The sequence below is a fragment of the Wenyingzhuangia sp. IMCC45533 genome (assembly GCF_054111225.1).
On record NZ_CM134197.1, the window covers coordinates 2,055,001 to 2,078,581 of the forward strand.

At 34.1% G+C, this 23,581-nt stretch carries 12 protein-coding genes (1 of these 12 cut by a window edge); 10 read left to right on the plus strand and 2 right to left on the minus strand.

Going from position 1 to position 23,581, the window contains the following annotated elements; all coding sequences use genetic code 11:
- The 3 genes from ACXGQW_RS09145 to dnaE form a co-directional block, all read left to right on the plus strand.
- Positions 1 to 1,024 carry the 3' portion of a beta-ketoacyl synthase N-terminal-like domain-containing protein gene (locus tag ACXGQW_RS09145; RefSeq protein ID WP_457822163.1) on the plus strand. The gene continues 134 nt to the left of window position 1, outside the view, so only the last 1,024 of its 1,158 coding nucleotides appear in the window; the start codon falls outside the window, past its left edge; the stop codon is at positions 1,022 to 1,024.
- Positions 1,025 to 1,075: 51 nt separating this feature from the next.
- Positions 1,076 to 2,185, plus strand: coding sequence for a biotin synthase BioB (bioB, locus tag ACXGQW_RS09150; RefSeq protein ID WP_457822165.1), 1,110 nt, complete (start codon positions 1,076 to 1,078; stop codon positions 2,183 to 2,185).
- Between the two features lie 147 nt (positions 2,186 to 2,332).
- Positions 2,333 to 6,832: a DNA polymerase III subunit alpha gene (gene dnaE / locus ACXGQW_RS09155; protein WP_457822167.1), complete on the plus strand. Its 4,500-nt coding sequence runs from the start codon at positions 2,333 to 2,335 to the stop codon at positions 6,830 to 6,832.
- 78 nt (positions 6,833 to 6,910) lie between these two features.
- Here the strand turns inward: dnaE and gldJ are convergent, their stop codons facing one another.
- Positions 6,911 to 8,617, minus strand: coding sequence for a gliding motility lipoprotein GldJ (gene gldJ / locus ACXGQW_RS09160; RefSeq protein WP_457822169.1), 1,707 nt, complete (start codon positions 8,615 to 8,617; stop codon positions 6,911 to 6,913).
- 129 nt (positions 8,618 to 8,746) lie between these two features.
- On the opposite strand from gldJ, the gene porU reads away from it, so the two are divergent.
- From porU to ACXGQW_RS09175, 3 genes are all read left to right on the plus strand, one after another.
- Positions 8,747 to 12,655: a type IX secretion system sortase PorU gene (gene porU, locus ACXGQW_RS09165; RefSeq protein ID WP_457822171.1), complete on the plus strand. Its 3,909-nt coding sequence runs from the start codon at positions 8,747 to 8,749 to the stop codon at positions 12,653 to 12,655.
- 19 nt (positions 12,656 to 12,674) lie between these two features.
- On the plus strand, positions 12,675 to 13,769 hold the full coding sequence (gene porV / locus ACXGQW_RS09170; RefSeq protein WP_457822173.1) for a type IX secretion system outer membrane channel protein PorV: 1,095 nt from the start codon (positions 12,675 to 12,677) through the stop codon (positions 13,767 to 13,769).
- Positions 13,770 to 13,832: 63 nt separating this feature from the next.
- The gene (locus ACXGQW_RS09175) at positions 13,833 to 14,903 is read left to right on the plus strand and encodes a 3-oxoacyl-ACP synthase III family protein (RefSeq protein WP_457822175.1); all 1,071 of its coding nucleotides are present in this window, start codon (positions 13,833 to 13,835) and stop codon (positions 14,901 to 14,903) included.
- Here ACXGQW_RS09175 and tsaD read toward each other — a convergent pair.
- Entirely contained in the window at positions 14,900 to 15,931 is a 1,032-nt protein-coding gene (gene tsaD, locus ACXGQW_RS09180) for a tRNA (adenosine(37)-N6)-threonylcarbamoyltransferase complex transferase subunit TsaD (RefSeq protein ID WP_457822177.1), read from the minus strand. The genes ACXGQW_RS09175 and tsaD overlap by 4 nt on opposite strands.
- Before the next feature lie 120 nt (positions 15,932 to 16,051).
- Here tsaD and ACXGQW_RS09185 point away from each other — a divergent pair, with 120 nt between their 5' ends.
- From ACXGQW_RS09185 to gap, 4 genes are all read left to right on the plus strand, one after another.
- Positions 16,052 to 20,317, plus strand: coding sequence for a translocation/assembly module TamB domain-containing protein (locus tag ACXGQW_RS09185; protein WP_457822179.1), 4,266 nt, complete (start codon positions 16,052 to 16,054; stop codon positions 20,315 to 20,317).
- Between the two features lie 82 nt (positions 20,318 to 20,399).
- A complete protein-coding gene (locus ACXGQW_RS09190; RefSeq protein ID WP_457822181.1) occupies positions 20,400 to 21,308 on the plus strand; it encodes a sugar phosphate nucleotidyltransferase in 909 nt (302 codons plus the stop codon).
- A 158-nt stretch (positions 21,309 to 21,466) separates the two neighbouring features.
- Positions 21,467 to 22,453 carry a 6-phosphofructokinase gene (gene pfkA / locus ACXGQW_RS09195; RefSeq protein ID WP_457822183.1) on the plus strand — a complete coding sequence of 329 codons (987 nt, stop codon included), beginning with the start codon at positions 21,467 to 21,469 and terminating at the stop codon, positions 22,451 to 22,453.
- Between the two features lie 48 nt (positions 22,454 to 22,501).
- On the plus strand, positions 22,502 to 23,497 hold the full coding sequence (gap, locus tag ACXGQW_RS09200) for a type I glyceraldehyde-3-phosphate dehydrogenase (protein WP_457822185.1): 996 nt from the start codon (positions 22,502 to 22,504) through the stop codon (positions 23,495 to 23,497).
- Positions 23,498 to 23,581 lie beyond the last annotated feature (84 nt).

A 23,581-nucleotide genomic window follows, 5' to 3' on the forward strand; every position in this document is an offset into this window, starting at 1 on the left:
GAGTGAATTATGTGCTACACTAAACGATGAGTTAGATAAATTAAGAAAATCTAATCTTAAGTATCATTCATTAGATCGTTCTGTTTTGATGGCGATTTACGTGAGTAGGTCAGCGGTTGAAAGCGCTCATTGGAAAAATAATGATGTATTTGGAATTAACATAGGTTCTTCTAGGGGTGCAACAGAATTGTTCGAGGGGTTTTATAAAGAATTTTTAGATGATGAGTTAGGTAAAACCCATCCATTAACTTCTCCTACAACTACTTTAGGAAATTTGTCCACTTGGGTGGCAGATGATTTGCAGACCAATGGACCTGTGATATCTCATTCAATTACTTGTTCTACAGGTTTGCATGCAGTTTTAAACGGTGTAGCTTGGATTAATTCTGGAATGAGTGAGAAATTTTTGGTAGGTGCAACTGAGGCTCCGAATACAGATTTTACCATTGCACAGATGCAGGCTATTAAGATTTATGCGGAGAACAAAGGAAATTATCCATGTAGGGCTTTGGACTTTGATAAAAAAAGAAACACCATGTGTTTGGGTGAAGGTGCTGCTGTTTTTTGTTTAGAAGCGGGAAAAAAAGATAATGCCTTGGCTTATATTGAGTCTGTGGGTTTTGCTACTGAAAAGTTGAAACACAATATATCTATTACAGAGGATGCTATTTGTTTTCAAGATTCAATGAAAATGGCTTTGAAAGATGTAAGTGGAGATATAGATGTCATTGTGATGCACGCTCCGGGTACCATTAAAGGGGATTCTTCAGAATTTAACGCTATCAGTAAAGTATTCAAAAATAAGATGCCTGCCATTACTTCTAACAAATGGAAAATAGGTCACACATTAGGGAGTTCTGGTTGTTTTAGCATGGAATTGGCTTTATTGATGTTGAAGCATAACACATTTGTGGGTATTCCTTATTTACCAAATTTGAAAAAACCAAACAAAATAAGCAGGGTCTTGATCAACGCAGTTGGTTTTGGGGGGAACGCTGTAAGTATTGTTTTAAAAAGAAAATAATATTCATTGGCTGTAAAATTTACTATTTTTACCAAATCAAAAAATAAACTTATGAGTGAAGTAAGACATAACTGGACTAAGGAGGAAATCCTAGAGATTTATAACAAACCTCTGATGGAATTGTTATACGAGGCAGCTACCGCACATAGGCTGCATCATGATCCTAACGAAGTTCAGGTATCTACTTTATTGTCTATTAAAACTGGTGGTTGTTCTGAAGATTGTGGTTATTGTCCGCAAGCGGCTCGTTACCATACGGATATTGAGGGTAACGATTTAATGCCTGTACAACAAGTTAAGGCTCAAGCTTTAAGAGCAAAAGCTTCTGGTTCTTCTAGAGTTTGTATGGGAGCATCTTGGCGAAATGTTAAGGATGGACCTGAATTTGACGAAGTGTTGGAAATGGTGAGAACCATCAATAAACTAGATATGGAGGTTTGTTGCACACTAGGTATGGTTACGGAAAACCAAGCCAAACGTTTAGCTGAAGCAGGTTTATATGCTTACAATCATAATTTAGATTCCTCGGAAGAGTATTACAAAGAAGTAATTTCTACTAGAGGTTATCAAGATAGACTAGATACCATTGATAATGTAAGAAAAACGAATGTAACAGTTTGTTCCGGAGGTATTATAGGTATGGGAGAAACTACGGAAGATAGAGCAGGAATGTTGGTTGCTTTATCATCTTTAAATCCACAGCCAGAGTCTACACCAATCAATGCATTGGTTGCTGTTGAAGGAACTCCATTAGAAGATCAAAAGCCAGTAGAGATTTGGGACATGGTTAGAATGGTTGCTACCACAAGAATTGTACTACCAGAAACACAGGTTCGTCTTTCTGCAGGTAGAACTCAAATGACACAAGAAGGACAGGCATTCTGTTTCTTTGCTGGAGCAAATTCTATTTTTGCAGGAGATAAGTTATTGACAACTCCGAATCCTGACGTAAACGAGGATATGAAATTATTTGATAAGTTGGGGTTAAATCCCATGAAACCGTTTACAAAAAAGGTACAACCAAAATCGGTTTCGGCAGAAGATTCATCTTACCAAGCTAAAGGAGAAAATCCTAAATGGACTAGACCTGATCATAAAATTGAAAGAAACGAAGAAGCTAAGTTGAAAGCCAAAGAAATTAGAGCGGCTGAAAAAGCTTAATATCTCAATCAATATTCTAAAAAAAAATATGGACCTATCTAGATTTTCTAGGTAGGTTTTTTGTTTATAAATTATTTGATTGCATGTGCGAGTACTAAAAATATCCTTTCAATATTTTGTATTTTTATAGCTCTCAAATAACTAAGGATGTACTTAATTTTCGATACAGAAACAACGGGTTTGCCTAAGAGCTATAAAGCTCCTATGACAGATACTGATAACTGGCCTAGGTGTATACAAATAGCTTGGCAGTTGCATGATGAGATGGGGGAAATGATAGAGCACGAAAACTTTATGATTCAGCCAAATGGATTTAATATTCCTTTTGACTCTGAAAAAGTACACGGAATTTCAACAGAGTTGGCACAAGAGCAAGGAATTACTTTACAGGCTGGGTTAGATAAATTTAACCAAGTACTAAGTAAAACAAAATTCTTGGTAGGTCAGAATGTTACGTTCGATGTAAACATTATGGGAGCTGAATTTGTAAGAGCAGGAATTGAACCTAACTTTGAGGCTTTTAAGTTTGATGAGTTTGAAATGTCAGACTACAATTTTGAAACTAAAGCACCCAAAAATAGGACTTTGGCTATCGATGATTTAAGAGAAGAAGATAAAAACAAATTAGGAATTTTAGATACTTGTACTGAGATTACAGCAAGTATGTGTCAGTTACCCGGTGGTAGAGGGGGGAAATTTAAACTACCTACACTTACGGAATTACATCAGTATTTGTTTGGAGTCGATTTTGGAGAGGCTCATAATGCAACCGCCGATGTGGAAGCTACGACTCGATGTTTTTTTGAATTGATAAGAAAACAAGCTTTTACCCAAGAGCAATTAGATGTAGACTCAGCTTATTTTACAACATTCAAGCAAGCAAATCCCAAACCTATCGAGGTAATTGGATTAAAGCATTTGAATTTAAAGCAAGAGAGTAATAAAATAAGAAAGCGTCAATCAGAACAGGCTGGTGCTGCTGGCAAAGGTATTGACGTCAAAGAAAATTTAGAAAAATTAAAAAATGCCTCTTTTGCACATTTACATAATCATACTCAGTATTCTATATTACAATCTACTATAGAAATTGGAGCGTTGGTTCATACTGCAGGAAAACAAAATATGTCTGCTGTTGCTATCACAGATTTTGAAAATATGATGGCTGCTTTTCATTTTACCAATGCAGTAGATGGCTACAACAAAGGAGTAAAATCTAGAAAAGTAGAAGCAGAAGAAAATGGCGAAGCATTTCATGAAAAGGAGTTGGTGCCTATAGTTGGGTGTGAATTCAACGTGTGTAACAATCATTTAGATAAGACTCAAAAGGACAACGGATATCAAATTGTTTTATTAGCTAAAAATAGAAAGGGTTATCAAAATTTAGCCAAAATGTCATCAACAGCTTTTGTGGATGGTAAATATTATGTGCCTCGAATTGATAGGTCTATTGTAGAGAAATACAAAGAAGATGTAATTGCTTTAACGGGTAGTTTGTACGGGGAAGTTCCTAGTAAAATATTGAATGTAGGAGAAAAACAGGCTGAGGAGGCTTTGTTATGGTGGAAGGAGCAGTTTGGTGATGATCTCTATATAGAACTTATGAGGCATGGGCAAGAGGATGAAAACGTAGTGAATAAAGTATTGCTACAGTTTGCCGATAAACATGATCTTAAGGTAATTGCCACCAATAATACCTTTTACATGACTAAAGAGGATGCCAACGCACATGATATTCTTTTGTGTGTAAAGGATGGCGAAAAGCAAGCTACTCCAAAAGGAAGGGGAAGAGGATACCGATATGGTTTACCCAATGATGAGTATTACTTTAAATCTCCTGAGGAGATGAAAGAGTTGTTTGTAGACGTACCTCAAGCAATTGTAAACATTCAAGAATTAGTAGATAAAATTACACCGTTTACCCTTGCTAGTGAGGTATTACTACCAGCTTTTGATATTCCAGAACGTTTTAAAGATGCTAAAGATTTAGAAGATGGAGGTAAGCGTGGAGAAAATAACTTTTTAGCTCATTTGGTCTACGAAGGAGCAAAAAAGAGGTACGGAGAAATTACTACTGAAATAAAGGAACGACTAGATTTAGAATTGGACGTAATTGCCAAAACAGGTTATCCTGGATACTTTTTAATTGTAGAAGATTTTATAAGAGCAGCCAGAGATATGGGAGTCTCGGTAGGTCCTGGACGTGGATCTGCTGCGGGATCAGTGGCAGCTTATTGTTTGTGGATTACCAATATAGACCCTATAGAATACGATTTACTTTTTGAGCGTTTCTTAAACCCTGAACGTATTTCCATGCCCGATATTGATATTGATTTTGATGACGAGGGACGTGGTCGAGTAATTGATTATGTTATTGATAAATACGGGTCTAACCAAGTAGCACAAATTATTACCTACGGTACGATGGCTGCAAAGTCGTCTATTAGAGATACGGCTCGTGTATTAGATTTGCCGTTGTTTGAAGCTGATAGAGTAGCCAAGTTGATTCCTGGGATGAAGCTTAAAAAGATTTTTGGATTGGATGACAAAGCTTTGGCAAGTAAGCTTAGGTCGGAAGAATTAGAAATGGTAAACGAGTTGAAACGTATTGCTGACGGAAATGATTTGACTGCTGAAACGGTTAATAAAGCAAGAATTTTAGAAGGTTCTGTAAGAAATACTGGAATTCATGCTTGTGGGGTCATCATTACGCCAGATGATATTACCAAGTATGTGCCTGTATCTGTAGCCAAAGATTCAGATATGTACGTTACCCAATTTGATAACTCAGTAGTAGAAGACGCTGGATTGTTAAAAATGGATTTCTTAGGGTTAAAAACATTAACTCTAATAAAACATACTTGCAAAATTGTTAAGGCTCGTCACGGAATCGAATTGGATCCCGAAGCATTTCCTATAGATGACGTAAAAACATACGAGTTATTTCAAAGAGGAGAAACAGTCGGTATTTTTCAGTACGAATCTCCTGGAATGCAAAAGTATATGCGAGAATTGAAGCCTACAGTTTTTGCAGATTTAATTGCGATGAATGCTTTGTACAGACCAGGTCCGTTAGAGTATATACCAAGTTTTATCAATCGTAAACACGGTGTAGAAGAAATTTTATATGACTTACCTGCCGAAGAATACAAGAACAGACTTGCAGAGACCTATGGTATTACAGTTTATCAAGAGCAGGTGATGTTGTTATCTCAAGATTTAGCAGGATTCACCAAAGGTCAAGCCGATACTTTACGTAAGGCCATGGGTAAAAAGCAGATTGCAGTACTGGCTAAAATGAAACCCTTATTTATCAATCAGGCTTCCGAAAGAGGACATGATGCCAAAGCTTTGGAAAAAATTTGGAAAGATTGGGAAGCATTTGCATCCTATGCCTTTAATAAATCCCACTCTACTTGTTATGCGTGGGTAGCTTATCAAACTGCGTATTTAAAGGCACATTACCCTGCTGAATATATGGCGGCTGTACTGTCCAATAACATGAATGATATCAAGCAGGTAACTTTCTTTATGGAAGAATGTAAACGAATGGGTTTAGAGGTTTTAGGTCCTGATGTGAATGAATCCTACGCTAAGTTTTCTGTGAATGATCAAGGTGCAGTTCGTTTTGGATTGGCTGCAATTAAGGGTGTTGGAGGAATAGCTGTACAAAGAATTATAGAGGAAAGAGAAGATAAAGGACCTTACACATCTATTTTTGATGTTGCTAAAAGAGTAGATTTAAGGACCTGTAATAAAAAAGCTTTTGAAGGACTGGCTCTGGCTGGCGGTTTTGATTCTTTTGGTGATGTACATAGAGCTCAATTTTTCGCTGGTGACGAGAAAGGAACTACTTTTTTAGAAAAAGCAATGAAATTTGGTCACGCTTATCAAGAAAGTATCAATTCGTCTCAAGTGTCTTTATTTGGAGAAGCATCGGACGTTCAATTACCAGAACCTTCCGTACCTCCTTGCGAAACTTGGGGAACCATGGAAACTTTATCCAAAGAGAAGGAAGTTGTGGGAATATATATATCTGCACATCCTTTAGATGATTACAGAAATGAAATGAAATTTACCAATTGTGGAGTGAGTATGTTTAAAGAAGATTTACGACAACATGTAGGTAAAACTTTCTCTTTTGCGGGCATCCTAACTAGTGCAGAACATAGAATTGCTAAAAACGGAAATGGCTGGGGGTCTTTTATGATCGAGGACTATACGGATTCTCACGAATTTCGTTTGTTTGGAGAAGACTATTTAAGATATCAGCATATGCTAGTGCCTAATTCTTTTCTACATATTAGTGGTGTAGTCCAAAGAGGCTGGATGCAAAAAGATGGTTCTGAAGGAGCTCCTAGAGAAAAATTCTCAGACTTCTCACTACTGTCTGATATTTTAGAAAAGAAGTGCAAAAAAATAACTTTTAAATTGCGTTTGCACGAAATTAGAGAAGATAGAATAGAACAGTTACAAATGTTATTGTCTGGATTTACTGGAGAAGGAGCCAAACAAACTGTAGGTTTTAATATTATTTCTGATAAGGATAAAATTGATATTGAAATGCCTTCTAGAAATTACAAGCTAAACATAACTTCTGAACTTTTTGAATATCTAGACAAAGAAGGGTTCGATTATAAACTAAACTAATTCAATGAACATATAAATAATACAAAAGCTCCTAAGGTCAAACCTTAGGAGCTTTTGTATTATCAGTTATTATGATGTTTAGTATGCAGGAGCTCCGTAAGGAGATCTGTTAGAATCTTCATGGCTAGCACCAATTTTACTCACAGCACATCTAAAACCAATATAGTTAGTAGACATGTACTCTTCTAAGAATTTTCTTTGTGCAGGATCTAGCCAAAATTCTCTGTCTTGCCAAGAACCACCCTTGTAAACTCTAGAGTATTTTGTAATCAAACTAGTTCTAGGTTTAGCATCGTACTTTAATTCCATTTGACCAGTCTTTTCATTTAACACAGGTTGTGGAATTACAGGAGAGTTATACATAGGTTTTCTGGCCTCAGGATCTTCTTCTTCGTAATCTCTAGAACTAGACAAGTCACCATCAGCAAAATCTATATTGTCGGCTTTGTTGATATTAGGATTCATGTAAGCATCACTAATAGAAATTTCTTCTTTTACAATTTCACCTGGTAATGCAGAAGGTACAATTTTACCATTTGGCAAAGTATCATAAACCATATTGTTAACATCAACTAAAACAACTTTACCACTTTCGTCAAATTTCATTTTCTTAAAAACATTACCTCTGTAATAGTTAAAGTCGTTAGCCTCAGTATTAATTACAGGTCTGTAAACATCAGCAACCCATTCTGCTACATTTCCAGCCATGTCGTACAAACCAAATGCGTTTGGTGGAAAACTTTTCACAGGAGTTGTAATATCTCCGTTATCAGAACTCCAACCAGCAATACCACTGTAATCTCCTTTAGATTGTTTGAAATTAGCAAATTGAACTCCATAAGCGCTTTGAGCATCTATAGTTGTTTCACCACTCCAAGCGTATTTTTTTCTACCTCTGATGGTGTTGTATTCTCTATTTTCAACATCAGCTTTGGCTGCATATTCCCATTCAGCTTCTGTAGGAAGCCTAAAATTAGGCATAGGAGAGTATTTTTCAATATTCAATTTGATATCTTCTTTTTTAACTGGAGTCGCTAATGCTATGGAATCAGTTTCTTCCTCTTCTTCAGGACGAGTTACGTATTCTGTGAAAATGGAATAATCTCCATTGAACAACAATTTAGGATCAAGCTCAAAAACTTCCGCATCGAATCTAGCCCTACCTTGCTCACTAATTCCTCTTTCGTTATAAGGTTTAAGTATTCCATCAGCAATTAATACCATCTCGGCAACTCTATCTGTTCTCCATTTACAATAGTCATTAGCCTGTCTCCAAGATACTCCTACAACAGGATAATCTTCGTAAGCAATACTTTTTAAGTAAGTTTTAGACAAACCTCCGTCAGAACCTAAAGGGTTTTTCCATACATTCTCATCAGGAAGTGCAGCTTTGTATATATGTTTGTATTTTGGATTGTTAGGTGGATACACTTTTTGTAACCAATCCAAATATATCAAGTACTCTCTATTAGTTACTTCTGTATCATCTAAATAAAAACTTTTAACATGTACAGTGCTAGGAGTATTTCTTACACCTCCCATTACATCTTGTTGAATTTGTCCCATAACAAACAGACCTCCTTCTATGTATACCATGTTTTCAGGTATTTCTTGATAAGAATCAAAAGCAAGAGCTGGTAAACCACCGTTTTCTGGTGCTCCAAAATCGAAACCTACGTTTTCAGAATATCTATCAGAACCATAGTCCTGTTTATTGTTAGAACAGCTTACTAAACCTAGTGCGGCTAAACCGTATACTAATGAGGATTTTATGATTTTTTTCATAAACTTAAAGAATCACTATTGTTGTTAATTTCATCGCAATATAGATTATATAAATCAATTATACAATTTAATTCTACCTAGTAGATAATAATAGTAAATTGTTATATTCGTGAAATAAATTAGGAATAAATGAAATTACGTAGTTTGCTTTGTTTTTTTTTATTTGTCGCTTTAGTGAGTGCACAAAACAAAAAAACATTTACTGTAAAACTAAATACTATATACGATCCGGTCATTGAAAAAACAATATACAGTGGAGATCACATAACTTTAGGAGATGGTTTTGTTCCTTTATACATTCATCAAGAAAAAAAAAATAAGAACGGAGAAATCGTTAATATTAGTTATAAAGTTTTAAGGCAAAAAAAACGCTTAATAAAGGACTTATTAGTTACGCAGGAAAAGATTTCTCCAGAGATTGATTTAAGGGTATTTACTGTTAAAGATGTAGATAAGGAGTACATAACGTTTTCTTTCAATCCAGTCTATAAAAACTCTAAGCAGGAATTTTTTGAAATACAAGAAATTGAAGTAAACTATTCGATAAAGACCAAATCGAAATTTTCAAAAGTAAATCGAACGAATGCTAATAGCGAGTCATTTTTAGCATCTGGGACGTGGTATAAAATAGCTGTCGATAAAACAGGGGTGTATAAGTTAGATTACAACTTTTTAAAATCCTTAGGTATTGACGTTGATAATATCAATCCTAAAAGAATAAGAGTTCTAGGATATGGAGGACAAGTTTTACCCGAGGACTTAGGAGTGTCACAAATAGAGGGCTTACAAGAAAATGCTATTCAAGTAATAGGAGAAGAAGATAATGTATTTAATCGAGATGATGTTGTATTATTCTATGGACAGGGAACCATAACTTGGGATTTAACTAACAGAAATCAAATAACCCACAGACAAAACATATATAGCTCTAGGGGATATTACTTTATTAACGTAGATTCTGGTATTGACGGAAAAAGAATTCAAAATATCGCTAGTCCATTAAACGCTGCAACCAATCAAATAAATACATTTACGGATTATCAACTGCACGAGCAAGAGTTGTTTAATTATATTAGAGTAGGTAGACAATGGTTTGGAGAAGATTTTAGTGTCAATAGGAATCAAAATTTTAATTTTATTTTTCCAAATATTGTTCGAACTACAAGTGTGATTTTATCTACTGGCTTTGCTTCAAATTCGGCATCTACGAGTGTAAACTTCAATGTAAACTATAATGGGAATGTGTTAATAAATAGGGCAATACAAAATACCAATCCTAGAGAAGGCTTCACAAATATTAACCCTTCAGCTAATTTTTTGGCTGCTGGGGATAATATCAACATTAACGTGTTTTACAACTCTAATGGAGATAATTCTGCAATTTCTCGATTAGATTATTTGAGAGTTGTTGCAGACAGAAGTCTGATTGCTAATGGAACACAGTTTGGTTTTGTAAATTTCCAATCCCAAACTAACAGTCAGGTTTTAGAATACACCATCAATAAAAAAAATGAAATTGATTACATATGGAATGTTACAGATGTGTATAATGTAAAAAACCAATTAGGTACTAACGTAAGCTCAAGTAGTTTTAAGTTTAAAGAGTTAACAGATGGTATTTTAAATAGATACCACTTAGTGAAAATTAACAGGGCCCTATCGCCGATAAACTTAGGAAGCAACTCGAGAGTATCTAATCAAAATTTACAAGCTATTAATAATGCTCAGTATGTAATTATTGCGAATAAAAATTTAATATCTCAAGCAAATCGTATCAAGACATATCACGAGCAAAATACATATATAGACGAAGCCAAAACTACTAAGATTAAAGTTGAAGTAGTTGATATCCAACAAATATATAACGAGTTTGGATCAGGAAATTCAGACATTACGGCTATTAGAAATTTTTTTAAATTTTTGTACGATAAAAATACTTCGGCAGAGCAAAGGTTAAAATATGTTTGTTTGTTTGGAGACTCCACATTTGATTATAGAAATATCCAAACTAGGTCAGAAAATAGCATTCCAACATTTATGTCGTTAACTAATAGTTCGAGCCTTATATCATCATTCAATACAGATGACTATTATGCCTATATGGATGAAGTAGGAAGAATTTCACCATCTGTATCTAGTTGGAAAATGGATTTGATTACTGGGAGAATACCCGTGTCCAATGCCAATGAGGCGAGAACGGTTGTTGATAAAATTTTGAATTATTACGCTCCTAATTCCTTTGGAGCATGGAAAAATCAAGTTACATTGTTAGGAGATGATGGTCAAGAAGGAGATAATCAAGGACTGATTGAACATTTGGAGGATTCAGCTAAGAAAATAACGGGGTTTGTAAACTCCTCAAATATCGAAGTAGAAGGGAATGACGAGAATTTAAACGTTGTTAAACTATACTCCGATGCATTTGAAGAGCAGGTGACTTCGGGAGGGCAGAGTTACCCAGAAGTAAAAAGAAGATTTTTACAAGCTTTTGATAATGGATCTCTAGTGATTAATTATTTTGGACATGGAAACGTTTTTAGTTTGGCAGAAGAAAATTTCTTGGATATATCTGACATCGGAGCCATTAGGAATAAAAATAACTTGCCGCTATTTATTACCGTAACCTGTGATTTTTCAAGATTTGATGATCCTGTTAGAGTTTCAGGGGGAGAGGAATTGATGCTTAACTCCTTAGGAGGTGCTGTTTCAATGATTACAACAACAAGACAAATTACGATTACTGCTGGAGCAAAGATGAACAACCTATTGTCTGACTATTTATTCCGTTTTGATGGAAAAAAAAGAACAATTGCAGAAAGTCTTAAAGATGCTAAAAACGTGAATTTTGACAGGGACAAGTTTTTTGTGTTTTACTTTGGAGACCCTTTAATGAATTTGTCAATACCAGATAATAAAATAAAAATAAATGATGTTAAAAAAATTGTTACGACTGATCCTAACGAAATTAAGTTAGAAAGTGTATCAACTCTAAAAGCTTTGGCACGACATCGAATAACAGGTGAAATTGTAGATAAATCGGATAATACAATTAATTCTTTTAACGGTAAGTTAGATATTATAATATATGGTAAAGAACTAGAAAGAAGTACTAGACTTAACGAAGAAGGTGGTGTAAATTCAGGTAACCAGTCGGAGGTAACAAACTTTAATTCCCTAGAAAACAAACTTTTTGTAGGGACTGCTTCTGTTAAAAATGGAATGTTTGCTGTTGATTTTATTTTGCCTAAAGATATTGGTTTTATAGAAGAAAGCACGAAATTTAGCGTTTATGCGGCATCAAATTCGAATGAGGCTACAGGATTTGATAAAACTTATATAGTTGGAGGCATTGATACCGATGTAGAGGAAGATAAAACACCCCCCATGCTAAATCTATTTATGGAAGATAAATCTTTTTTAGATGGAGGTAGTACGACCACGAGGCCTAGATTTATAGCAAATATCCAAGATCAAAGTGGTATCAATATTTCTCTAAATTCGATAGGACGTAATTTATCTTTGGTTATTGATGGAGATTTTAGTAACCCGATCAATTTAAATGATTTTTATACCACAGAGCCTGACGACTTTACCAGAGGAGTAGTTAACTACGAATTGGAACAATTAGAGATTGGAAATCATACTGTTACATTTAAAGCTTGGGATACTCACAATAATTCTGCTACCCAAACGTTAAATTTTACTGTAGTGGAGGACAGAGAGTTCAAAATAGATAGGGTTTTAAATTACCCTAACCCTTTTATCAACCACACAGAGTTTTGGTTTTCTAACAATAGAGTAGGAAATCCTTTAGAAGTAAAAGTGCAGATATACACAATTTCGGGTAAATTGGTAAAGTCCATTTTTGCAACAGACGGAAACAATAACGGAGGAAATATTGTAAGAAGTGTTACTTGGGACGGGAAAGACGATTTTGGAAACAGACTAGCTAAAGGAGTTTATTTGTACAAGATAATAGTGAAAGAAACTTTGTCTGGAGAAACAGATGAAAGGATAGAAAAGTTAGTAATATTATAAAATAATCAATTTATAGAATATGAGAAATAAAATAAGTTATCTGTTTGTGTTAACATTCGTAAGTTTTAAAATGTTTGGCCAAACAAATACAATTACTACTGTGGCTCCTTTTTTGGGGATAGTTACAGATGCTAGAGCAGCAGGGATGGGAGATGTTGGAGTAGCAACTACTGCAGATGGAAATGCTTTATTTCATAACGCGGCTAAAATGAGTTTTCACAAAAAAGAAGTAACGGTAGCGCTTAATTATACTCCATGGCTTAGAAATTTAACAGATGATATATTTGTAGGTAACATTACATATCAGCAAAAAATAGATGATAGGAGTGCTTTTGCAGGTGGATTTAAATATTTTAGTTACGGTGAAATTGAAGTGACTCAAGACAATTCAAGCGCTTCTACAACAGCCACGCCTAATGAATTGGCTATAGATGGAGCCTATTCCTTAAAGCTTAGTGATAATTATGGAATGGGAGTTGCTTTGAGATACATAAGATCTGATTTGAGAATTTCTGGGACATCATTTTCTGATATTGAGGTTACCAACGGATTTGCTGTTGATATTTCAGGATATTACCAGTCTAACGAAATGGCATTTAGCCAGTTCAACGGAGTTGCAAGAGGAGGTTTTAATATTAGCAATATAGGGCCTAAAGTAGATGTTTTTAACAGCGAAGGTTTTCTACCAACAAATTTAAAATTGGGAGGTGGTTTTGATTTTATTTTCGATGACTACAATCAATTTGGTGTAACGATGGAGTTCACCAAGTTACTAGTACCGAGTGTAAACGGAGAAGATCAAAACTTTATAGAGGGAATTGTGAATTCTTTTGGTGACGCACCTAATGGTTTTAGCGAAGAGCTTGAGGAGGTTACCATTGGATTGGGAGCTGAGTATTTATACAACAATGCTTTTGCTTTTAGAGCAGGATATTTCAAGGAAAACGAAAACAAAGGAAATAGAAACTTTTTTACGTTAGGAGCGGGGTTCAAAGCAAGTTCTTTTAACGTTGATTTATCATACTTAATTAGTAATTCTGTTGTTAATAATCCGTTAGAAAATACAATCAGATTTTCTTTATCCTTTGATTTAGGAGATTTATACGAGTACTAATCAACAAAATATATTTACTTTTGAACCGGTGTTATCAATAGCATCGGTTTTTTATTTTAGCATATGTATAAAAACGTAGTCATTGTAGGAACAGGTAGTGCTATTCCACAAAAAGTAATTAAAAACACGGATTTTAGTAGCCATGTTTTTATGAATGAGGATGGAACTCTATTTGAAAAAGAAAATACTGATATTATAGAAAAATTTGAGGCTATAACGGGTATAGCTGAAAGAAGATATGCAGAAGATCATTTAAACACTTCTGATTTGGCTGCAGAAGCATCTGTTATAGCGCTTAAAGATGCCGAAATAGATAAAGAGGAATTGGATTTAATTATAGTGGCTCACAACTTCGGAGATGTTAAAAAGGGAAGTATTCAAGGAGATTTACTCCCGAGTTTGGCAACAAGAGTAAAAAATTTGCTAGACATCAAAAACCCTAATTGCGTAGCTTACGATATTCTGTTTGGTTGCCCGGGATGGGTTCAAGGAATGATACAAGCTAACCAAGCGATAAAAGCAGGAGATGCTAAAAAAGTATTGGTAGTAGGAGCAGAAACACTGTCTAGAGTTGTAGATGACAATGATAGAGACAGTATGATTTTTGCTGATGGAGCAGGAGCTACGGTACTAGAACTGAAAACAGAAAATAAGGAAAGAGGTATCTTAACTACGGCAGCTCAAACTTATGCTCAGGAAGAAGCAGCTTATTTGTACTCAGGTCCTACATACAATAAAAATCAAAATCAAGATATCAACTATATTAAAATGTTGGGTCGTAAGATATATGAATTCGCTTTAGTTCATGTTCCTGCTGCCATTAAAGTTGCGATGGATAAAAGAGGTTTGGAAATTGATGACATCTCTCAAATATTCTTACATCAAGCCAATGAAAAAATGGATGAAGCTATTGTAAAAAGACTGTTTCGTTTGTTTAAAAAACCAGTCAAAAAGGGAATTATGCCTATGTCTATCCAAAAATTGGGTAATAATTCTGTGGCTACAGTTCCAGTTTTGTATGATATGGTTTTAAGAAATCAGATAGAAGGACATCAAGTAAATAATGATGATATTGTTATTTTTGCTTCGGTAGGAGCAGGGATGAATATCAACGCTATTACTTACAAGGTCTAAACGTCCTTGGCATCTACTTTTAATCTTGGATTAGCAGTGGTCAATTGACTGCTATGGAGTCCGAGTTTGTATTTTTGATATGCAGTTACAGCAATCATAGCAGCATTGTCTGTGGTATATTCAAATTTAGGTATATAGCTTGTCCAGCCAAAGTGTTTTTGGGCATCTATCAATCGTTTTCTAATTTCAGAATTAGCGGATACTCCCCCTGCAATGGCAACTTGTTTGATGCCGGTTTCCTTGACAGCTTTTTTAATCTTATCCATCAATATTTCTGCAATGGTATTTTGTACGCTTGCACAAATATCAAATAAATGGTTTTTTATAAATTCAGGATTTTTTTGAATTTCCCTTTGAACAAAGTAAAGAATACCTGTTTTTAGTCCACTAAAACTAAAATGATGATCTTTGACTTTAGGTTTGGTAAACTTATAGATAGGTTCTCCTTTTTGCGCATATTTATCTATAAGAGGTCCTCCAGGGTAAGGTAATCCCAATATTTTAGCTGTTTTATCATAAGCCTCGCCTACAGCATCATCAATCGTTTCTCCCAAAATTTCCATATCAAAGTAATCTTTAACTTTAATAATTTGCGTGTGTCCGCCGCTAATAGTCAAGCAGATAAACGGAAACGTTGGTTTTTGGTCATTAGCATCATCAATAAAATGAGCTAAAATGTGAGCTTGCATGTGATTGATGGCCAACAAAGGTATTTTGAGCGCAAGTGCCATAGATTTTGCGAATGATGCCCCCACCAAAAGAGATCCCATCAACCCAGGACCTTGAGTAAAAGCAACAGCATTCAATTCACTTTTTTTAATATTGGCTTTTTTTAGCGCAGCATTTACAACGGGTACAATGTGTTGTTGATGAGCTCTAGAGGCCAATTCCGGCACAACACCTCCGTACTGAGAATGTATGTCTTGATTGGCAACAATATTTGATAGAATTTGTTCGTTACAAATAACGGAAGCACTAGTGTCGTCACAGGATGATTCTATAGCTAAGATGTACACATTATCAGACATAATTAGAGTTTAATTGACTATTTTTGTGTAGCAAATTTAGGACTTATAAAAACAATAATAAAAATACTAAGTAGATTTTTACTAGCATCGGTTGTACTGTTGCTCTTGCTCATATTTGCTTTGCAGTTTGGAAAAACTCAAAAAATAATTGCTGATAATATCTTTGATTATTTAAATGAAAAATACAAGGTTTCTCTAGAAGTACAACAATTTAAAATTACAGCTTTTGGAGAATTTGAAATGCTGGGTTTGTTGGTGAGAGATCATCACTTAGACACTTTGGTGTATGCCAAAAAAGCTGAAGGAATTATTTTTGATTTGCATAAAATTAAAAATAAAGAGATATCTATTGAAAAGGTAAAGATTTCTGATGCTTGGGTGAACGACAAAACTTATGCACAAGAAAACGAGAGTAGTTTGACTGTTTTTTCTAACAGTTTCAAACCTAAAAAGAAAAGTAATAAAGCGCTAAGAATTTTATTGACAAATATTGAGCTGAATCAGCTTAGGTATTTAAAGACTTTGCAAAGTAAACCTATTGTTGATTTTAGCCATATTGGAGGCCATATAGACCTAGTAGATGTTATAGGACTAGCCACGTTCGTTAAAACAGATTCCTTGAGTTTTAAAGATATTTACGGAATTGATTACAAAAAATTGAAAACGGATTTTTTGTATTCTTTAAGTGAAATGAATTTTAGGAATACTAGTCTTACCACACAAAATTCCAATCTCAGCTTTAATCTCAAGTTTATATCTCCAGATAAAGGTTATGCAAATTTTATAGATGCCGTAAAACTAAGAGCAAATATATTGGATAGCGATTTAGCGCTGAGCGACGTAAACAAAATTTATCCACATTTCATAAAAGAAGGATTGTTCAATATCTCTTCTGATTTAGAGGGAACATTAAACAATCTAAAATTGGATAAGACTAGTATAATTGCTAAAGATTATTCTTCAATTTTAGTGGGAGATTTTTTATTGAAAAACAGCATTCACAACAGAGAGTATTTTTGGCTCTCTGCAAACAAAGCCAATTTGGAGTTAAAACCAGGTGCTTTAACCCAATTGGTTCCTGAACAATATCATACAAGCCTGCCAACAGAATATTACGGTTTAAATCAACTGAATTATAATGGAGATTTATACGTCTCTAAAACCAAACTAGTTTTAAACGGAGAGGCAGTTAGCAATTTGGGAAATATAGAGGTTAATGGTTTCGTAGATAACCTGACTTCAGAAAACAGAAAAATACAGTTCAAAGTTCCATCGGGTATTGTTTTGAAAAACAGTCGTTTCAAGGGATTAAAAAAGATAACTTTCAGCGGAGACGTAAAAGGTATTGTCTCTAAAGACAAATACAATTTGACCACCAAAATCTTATTAAAAAAGTTGGGTTACAAGCAAAATACGTTTTCCAATATAGATGTAAGTTTAGTAGCAAACAATAAAGATGTCAAAGCAAATGTTATCTCTAAAGATCCGCTACTGTCCTTCAATGGAGATTTGAGTGTTGCAAACGATTTAAAAGGTACAAAAACTTATGATGTTGGTTTTATGGTGAGCAAGGCAAAACTCTCAAAACTATTCCCTAAAAATATATCTTTTCAGAAAAATATCACGGCCAATGGTAAGCTAAACTTGGAGCAAGTGGATGATGATATAAAAGCTAAAGGTCTTGTGAATAATTTACATATCGAGACTGCATCAGACTCCTTAAATCTTAATGATGTGACATTAAATTTCGTGTCTGAGGGATTGAGGAAAGACATCAAGCTAACTTCTAAAGAACTATTAAAGTTAAATGTTGAAGGTGAGTTTGAATTTGCTGATTTTGAAAAGTTGGTAGTAAATGCTCTCTATAAATTTATACCTGGAACGAAAGCACGAAATGATGTAAAAGACCAAACCTTAGCTTTTGGAATGGAGGTATATCCCAAGCTCATAAAATCAATAACTAACAAAGTTGTTTTTACAGACAATATAAAGTTATCAGGAATTCTAGATGCTAAAGGGGATAAAGGTGTTATTTATGGTTACACTCCTAGCTTAACGAGCCAAGATATTAAAGTTGATAGTTTAAAAATTATTTTAGATAACTCTAACAAATGGATCAATTCAAACATTACAGCAAAAGAATTTAGTTATAAAAAACAAGTATATAATGATCTATCTCTATTAGGAAAAAAGTTAAACGATACCCTTTTTGTTCGTTCTAATTTTAGCTCCAACAAAATTAACAACAGGGCTGTATTTTATTTAACTACCAACAATAACAAAGTAAACTTAGGGATTGAAAACGTTTATCTGCAATATTTGAATTCCATTTGGACAAATAATACTCAAAAGAAAAACAAAATACATTACAACTATAAAAAGGGATTTTGGAATTTTAATGGCCTTGCGTTTGTCAACGGGAATCAAGAGTTAGAATTTAACGGACAAATAGAAAAAGATCAATCTAAAAATTTGAGATTAGCATTAAAAAATGTAAATCTAGCAGAAGTCTTACCTAATGTTGATAGTCTAAAAGTGGGAGGTATTGCCACAGGGGAGGTGTTTTTTAAAGAGAAAAACACATTGCTGAGACCTAATGGAAACTTAGTAGTAAATAAATTAAAGATCAACGGGGTTAGTTATGGTTTGATGAAAACTAGTATCAAGCCTAATGAGAAAGAATTAGGGTATGATATAAGTTTTAATATGATTGATAACGATATCAATAATATCAATGCTCAAGGAGAGATTATAGTTGATAAAAATGATTTTTCGGAATCGGATATTTCATTAAGCGTTTCATTAAATAAATTAAAATTAAGTTCATTGAGTCCCTTGGGTAGAGATGTATTATCTACTATTAGAGGGAGTGCAGGAGGTCAATTTAAAGTTACTGGTAAACTAAATAACTTTAACAGTTACGGAGACATCACTTTAAACAATTCGGGTTTAAAATTTCCCTACTTAAACACAAACTATAATCTGTTAGACCGCTCTAAAATTAAGTTGACAGGAAAAACTTTTGTTTTTGATAAAATAAAACTTACCGATAGCAAATTTGGTACTGAAGGTTTCTTATCAGGTAAAATTAATTATGACAGGTATAACAATTGGTATTTGAATTTGAGAATGAATACAGAAAACCTGTTGGTGATGGATACAGAGCAAGAAGAAGACTCAAAGTATTTTGGAACGGGTTTTATGAAAGGGTCAGCTACCATTCAAGGTTATACTTCTAATTTAAGTATAAACGTAACAGGAACTACATTAGAAGGGACAAAATTTACGCTTCCTATAAGTGATATTAAAGAGATAGAGAAAAATAGATTTATATACTTTAAGCAGTCCAAAGAAGCAGAAGGAGTTGTAAATAATAAGGAACAGGTTAGCCAAGGAGGAGTAAGTGTTACGTTAAATTTAGATATTACTAACGATGCCATCGGAGAAGTTGTGATAGATCAGACATCGGGAAGTTCCCTACAAGGTAGAGTAGATGGTAGATTGCTTATTGATATAGACAGTTACTCTAACATCAAAATGTTTGGAGATTTGATTGTTGATGAAGGTCTTTACAATTTTAAATATGGAGGAGTGGTAAACAAACCTTTTATTGTTAAAAGAGGTGGAAGAGTATCTTGGAACGGAGATCCTTACAAGGCAGATTTAAATATAGAAGCCGTTCATAGTGTGAAGGCAAACCCCAAAGTATTGTTAGAAAATTTATCAATCAACAGAAAAATTGATATTGATTTGATTACACAAGTATCCGGGGAATTATTCGATTCTAACCAAGAGTTTATGATTGAAATCCCAAATGCAAGTTCCAACGTTACTTCTGAGCTAGATTTCAAGTTAAATATTGATGAAAACGCCAAGATGAGACAATTCTTTTCTTTGTTGGTTTCAAAATCATTTTTTGATGACAATAACACAGGTAATACCTCTAATGTGATATCAAACACTACTTCCGAGTTGATATCAAATGCCGTTACCGATATTTTTAATAAGAGTAACGACAAGCTGCAGATTAACTTTGGCTATACCTCTGGAGAAACATCTGATGTAGAAGATTTGACTATTGACAATCAGATAGATATCGGGGTCGCTACAGAAATTAACGATAGAATTCTAATCAACGGAAATCTAGGAGTACCAGTAGGTGCCAAAACACAATCTACAGTTATAGGTGAAGTAAAAATTGAATTTTTAATTAATAAAGATGGTAGTTTACGAACATCAGTTTTTAACAGACAAAATGAAATTCAATACTCTCAAGATGAGCAAGGTTATACTCAAGGTTTGGGTATCAATTATCAAATAAACTTTAATACGCTAAGAGAGATGCTTTATAAACTAAAAAGAAAGCCTAAGAAAGACAAGAAATAATTTCTTAATCATAATTTATCAACGCATAACAAGCTAATTACTTTAAAAAAATTATTTTTACGCTGGTTATTAAAATAAAGATATGCAAAAATATACGTTGGTAGTATTAGCTGCCGGTATGGGAAGCCGTTACGGAGGACTGAAACAAATGGATACCATGTCTAGCGAGGGAGATACCATTATTGATTTTTCTCTATACGATGCTATACATGCTGGTTTTAAAAAAGTAGTTTTTATTGTAAGAGAAGAGTTTATCGATAAATTCAAAGAAAATTTTGACGATAAATTAAAAGGAAAAATAGAAGTAGCTTATGTATGCCAAGAAATAGATAAGGTGCCCGCAGGTTATCCAATTCATCCTAAAAGAGTAAAACCTTGGGGAACTGGTCATGCTTTATTAGTGACTAAAGGCATTGTAACCGATAATTTTGTAGTAATTAATGGAGATGACTTTTACAGTAGAGAAGCTTTTGAAACTATTATTGGAGAATTACAAAAATTGGATAGCAATTCTCACGATATGTGTATGGTAGGTTTTAATTTAGAAAAAACCATCTCAGAAAACGGGTATGTGTCTAGAGGGCAATGTTACGTAAATGAGACAAATGAATTAACAGACGTTGTAGAAAGAACACACATAGAAAAAATAGATAACAAAATATTTAGAAAAGACGAAAACGGTGAATTGGTGGCTATGGAAGAAGACACCACCGTGTCGATGAACTTTTGGGGGTTTACTCCTAAGTTTTTAGAAGCACTAGAGAATGATTTTAGTGGTTTTATGCAAGAGAGATCTGCGGAATTAAAAAGTGAATTCTTTATTCCTACAGTTGTAAACAACGTAATACAGTCTGGTAATGGAGTAGTAAAAGTTTTAAAATCTGATGCCAAATGGTACGGTGTAACTTATGCGGAAGACAAACCTGTAGTGACAAAAGCCATTGCTGAATTAAAAGAAAATAATGTTTACCCTAAATATCTTTGGTCTTAATGATTAAACGTTATTAAACTCACTTTAATTAGTCTTATATTTGGCTCTTTGTAGCTTTAAAAACAAAAGAAAAACTCTATATCGTTTTCGTACATAAAGGAGTTCGCTTTACATCAAAAGTTAAATATTATTAATTTTATAGATTATAAATTAAGAACATGAGTACAAAAGTAAATAAGGTAGCAGTAATGACCTCTGGAGGAGATTCTCCTGGAATGAATGCTGCGGTAAGAGCTGTTGTAAGAGCTTGTATATACAATAATATTGAATGTATGGGAGTCCTAAGAGGATACCAAGGATTAATTGAAAATGATTTAATTCCCTTAGATTCAAGAAGTGTTCGAAATACCATAAGTAGAGGGGGAACCTTTTTACAGTCTGCTCGTTCGGTAGAATTTAGAACTCCAGAAGGAAGAGTGAAAGCTTACGAAAACTTTAAAGCAAACGGATTAGATGCTTTAGTGGTGATTGGAGGAGACGGTTCTTTTACAGGAGGTATGATTTTTAACAAAGAACACAACGTTCCTGTTATTGGAATACCAGGTACGATAGATAACGATATCTACGGAACTCAATACACGTTAGGATACGACACAGCCTTAAATACTGTAGTTGAGGTTATAGATAAAATTAGAGACACTGCCTCTTCTCATAACAGATTGTTTTTTGTAGAGGTAATGGGTAGAGATGCTGGATTTATAGCTTTGAACGCAGGAATTGGTGCTGGAGCTGAAGAAATATTAATTCCTGAAGAAAACTTGGGAATTCAAAGACTGGTAGAGTCTTTAGAGAATAGTAAAAAATCTGGAAAAACATCAAGTATTGTTGTGGTTGCAGAAGGAGATAAATCTGGAAAAGGAGTTTTTGAGCTGAAAGACTATGTTGAAGAACACATGCCAGAATATGATGTACGTGTATCTGTATTAGGGCACATGCAGAGAGGAGGATCTCCGTCTTGTTTTGATAGAGTGCTAGCTGGACGATTAGGAGTAAAAGCCGTTGACTTGCTATTAGAAGGAAAATCTAATTTAATGGTGGGTATTAATAACAACGAAATTACTTCTACTGATTTAGAAAAAGCAGTAAAGTTACATCATAACATCAACAAGAATTTATTAAGAGTTGCTGATATTTTAAGCATCTAGTAAACATAAATTAAGTAAATAAATTAATAAATATTATAATTAATTATCATGGTAAAAATCGGAATTAACGGATTTGGAAGAATTGGTAGATTTGCATTCAGATCTGCAGTAGCAAGAGAAAACGTACAAGTTGTTGGAATCAACGATTTATTAGATGTAGAATATTTAGCATACATGTTAAAGTATGATTCAGTTCACGGTGCATTTGATGGTACTGTTGAGGTAAAAGACGGTTCTTTAGTTGTAAACGGAAACGTAATTAGAATTACTGCTGAGCGTAATCCAGCTGACTTAAAGTGGGATGAAATTGGAGCTGATTATGTAATCGAATCTACAGGATTCTTTTTAACTAAAGAAAAAGCACAAGGACACCTTGAAGCTGGAGCTAAAAAAGTTGTTTTATCTGCACCATCTCCAGATGCACCAATGTTCGTAATGGGTGTAAACAATACAGAATTAAAAGCTGACGAAACTATTTTCTCTAACGCTTCTTGTACTACAAACTGTTTATCTCCAATCGCTAAGGTATTAAACGATAACTGGGGAATTTCTGAAGGATTAATGACAACTGTTCACGCTGCAACTGCAACTCAAAAAACAGTAGATGGTCCTTCTATGAAAGACTGGAGAGGTGGACGTTCTGCAATTCATAACATCATTCCTTCTTCAACTGGAGCTGCTAAAGCGGTAGGGAAAGTAATTCCTGCATTAAACGGAAAATTAACAGGAATGGCATTCCGTGTACCAACTATGGATGTTTCTGTTGTTGATTTGACAGTTAAATTAGAAAAGCCAGCAACTTACGCTGAAATCTGTGAAGCAATGAAATCTGCTTCTGAAGGAGCAATGGCTGGAGTTTTAGGTTATACTGAAGATGCTGTAGTTTCTCAAGACTTTATTGGAGATACTCGTACTTCTGTATTTGATGCTTCTGCAGGTATCGCATTAAACGATAACTTCGTGAAAATCGTTTCTTGGTATGATAACGAAATTGGATACTCAACTAAAATTGTTGATTTAATTGAATATTCTGCTTCTTTATAAGAATCAAAATAATAGTTGCACCACGTGTAATATTAAAAACCTCTCACATTCTTGTGAGAGGTTTTTTTATTTATATGGTTTTGT

Bases quoted from the DNA above. Each gene is read 5' to 3' on its own strand.
- bioB (WP_457822165.1), top strand. From the start codon at position 1,076: ATGAGTGAAGTAAGACATAACTGGACTAAGGAGGAAATCCTAGAGATT.
- dnaE (WP_457822167.1), top strand. From the start codon at position 2,333: ATGTACTTAATTTTCGATACAGAAACAACGGGTTTGCCTAAGAGCTAT.
- gldJ (WP_457822169.1), bottom strand. From the start codon at position 8,617: ATGAAAAAAATCATAAAATCCTCATTAGTATACGGTTTAGCCGCACTA.
- porU (WP_457822171.1), top strand. From the start codon at position 8,747: ATGAAATTACGTAGTTTGCTTTGTTTTTTTTTATTTGTCGCTTTAGTG.
- porV (WP_457822173.1), top strand. From the start codon at position 12,675: ATGAGAAATAAAATAAGTTATCTGTTTGTGTTAACATTCGTAAGTTTT.
- ACXGQW_RS09175 (WP_457822175.1), top strand. From the start codon at position 13,833: ATGTATAAAAACGTAGTCATTGTAGGAACAGGTAGTGCTATTCCACAA.
- tsaD (WP_457822177.1), bottom strand. From the start codon at position 15,931: ATGTCTGATAATGTGTACATCTTAGCTATAGAATCATCCTGTGACGAC.
- ACXGQW_RS09190 (WP_457822181.1), top strand. From the start codon at position 20,400: ATGCAAAAATATACGTTGGTAGTATTAGCTGCCGGTATGGGAAGCCGT.
- pfkA (WP_457822183.1), top strand. From the start codon at position 21,467: ATGAGTACAAAAGTAAATAAGGTAGCAGTAATGACCTCTGGAGGAGAT.
- gap (WP_457822185.1), top strand. From the start codon at position 22,502: ATGGTAAAAATCGGAATTAACGGATTTGGAAGAATTGGTAGATTTGCA.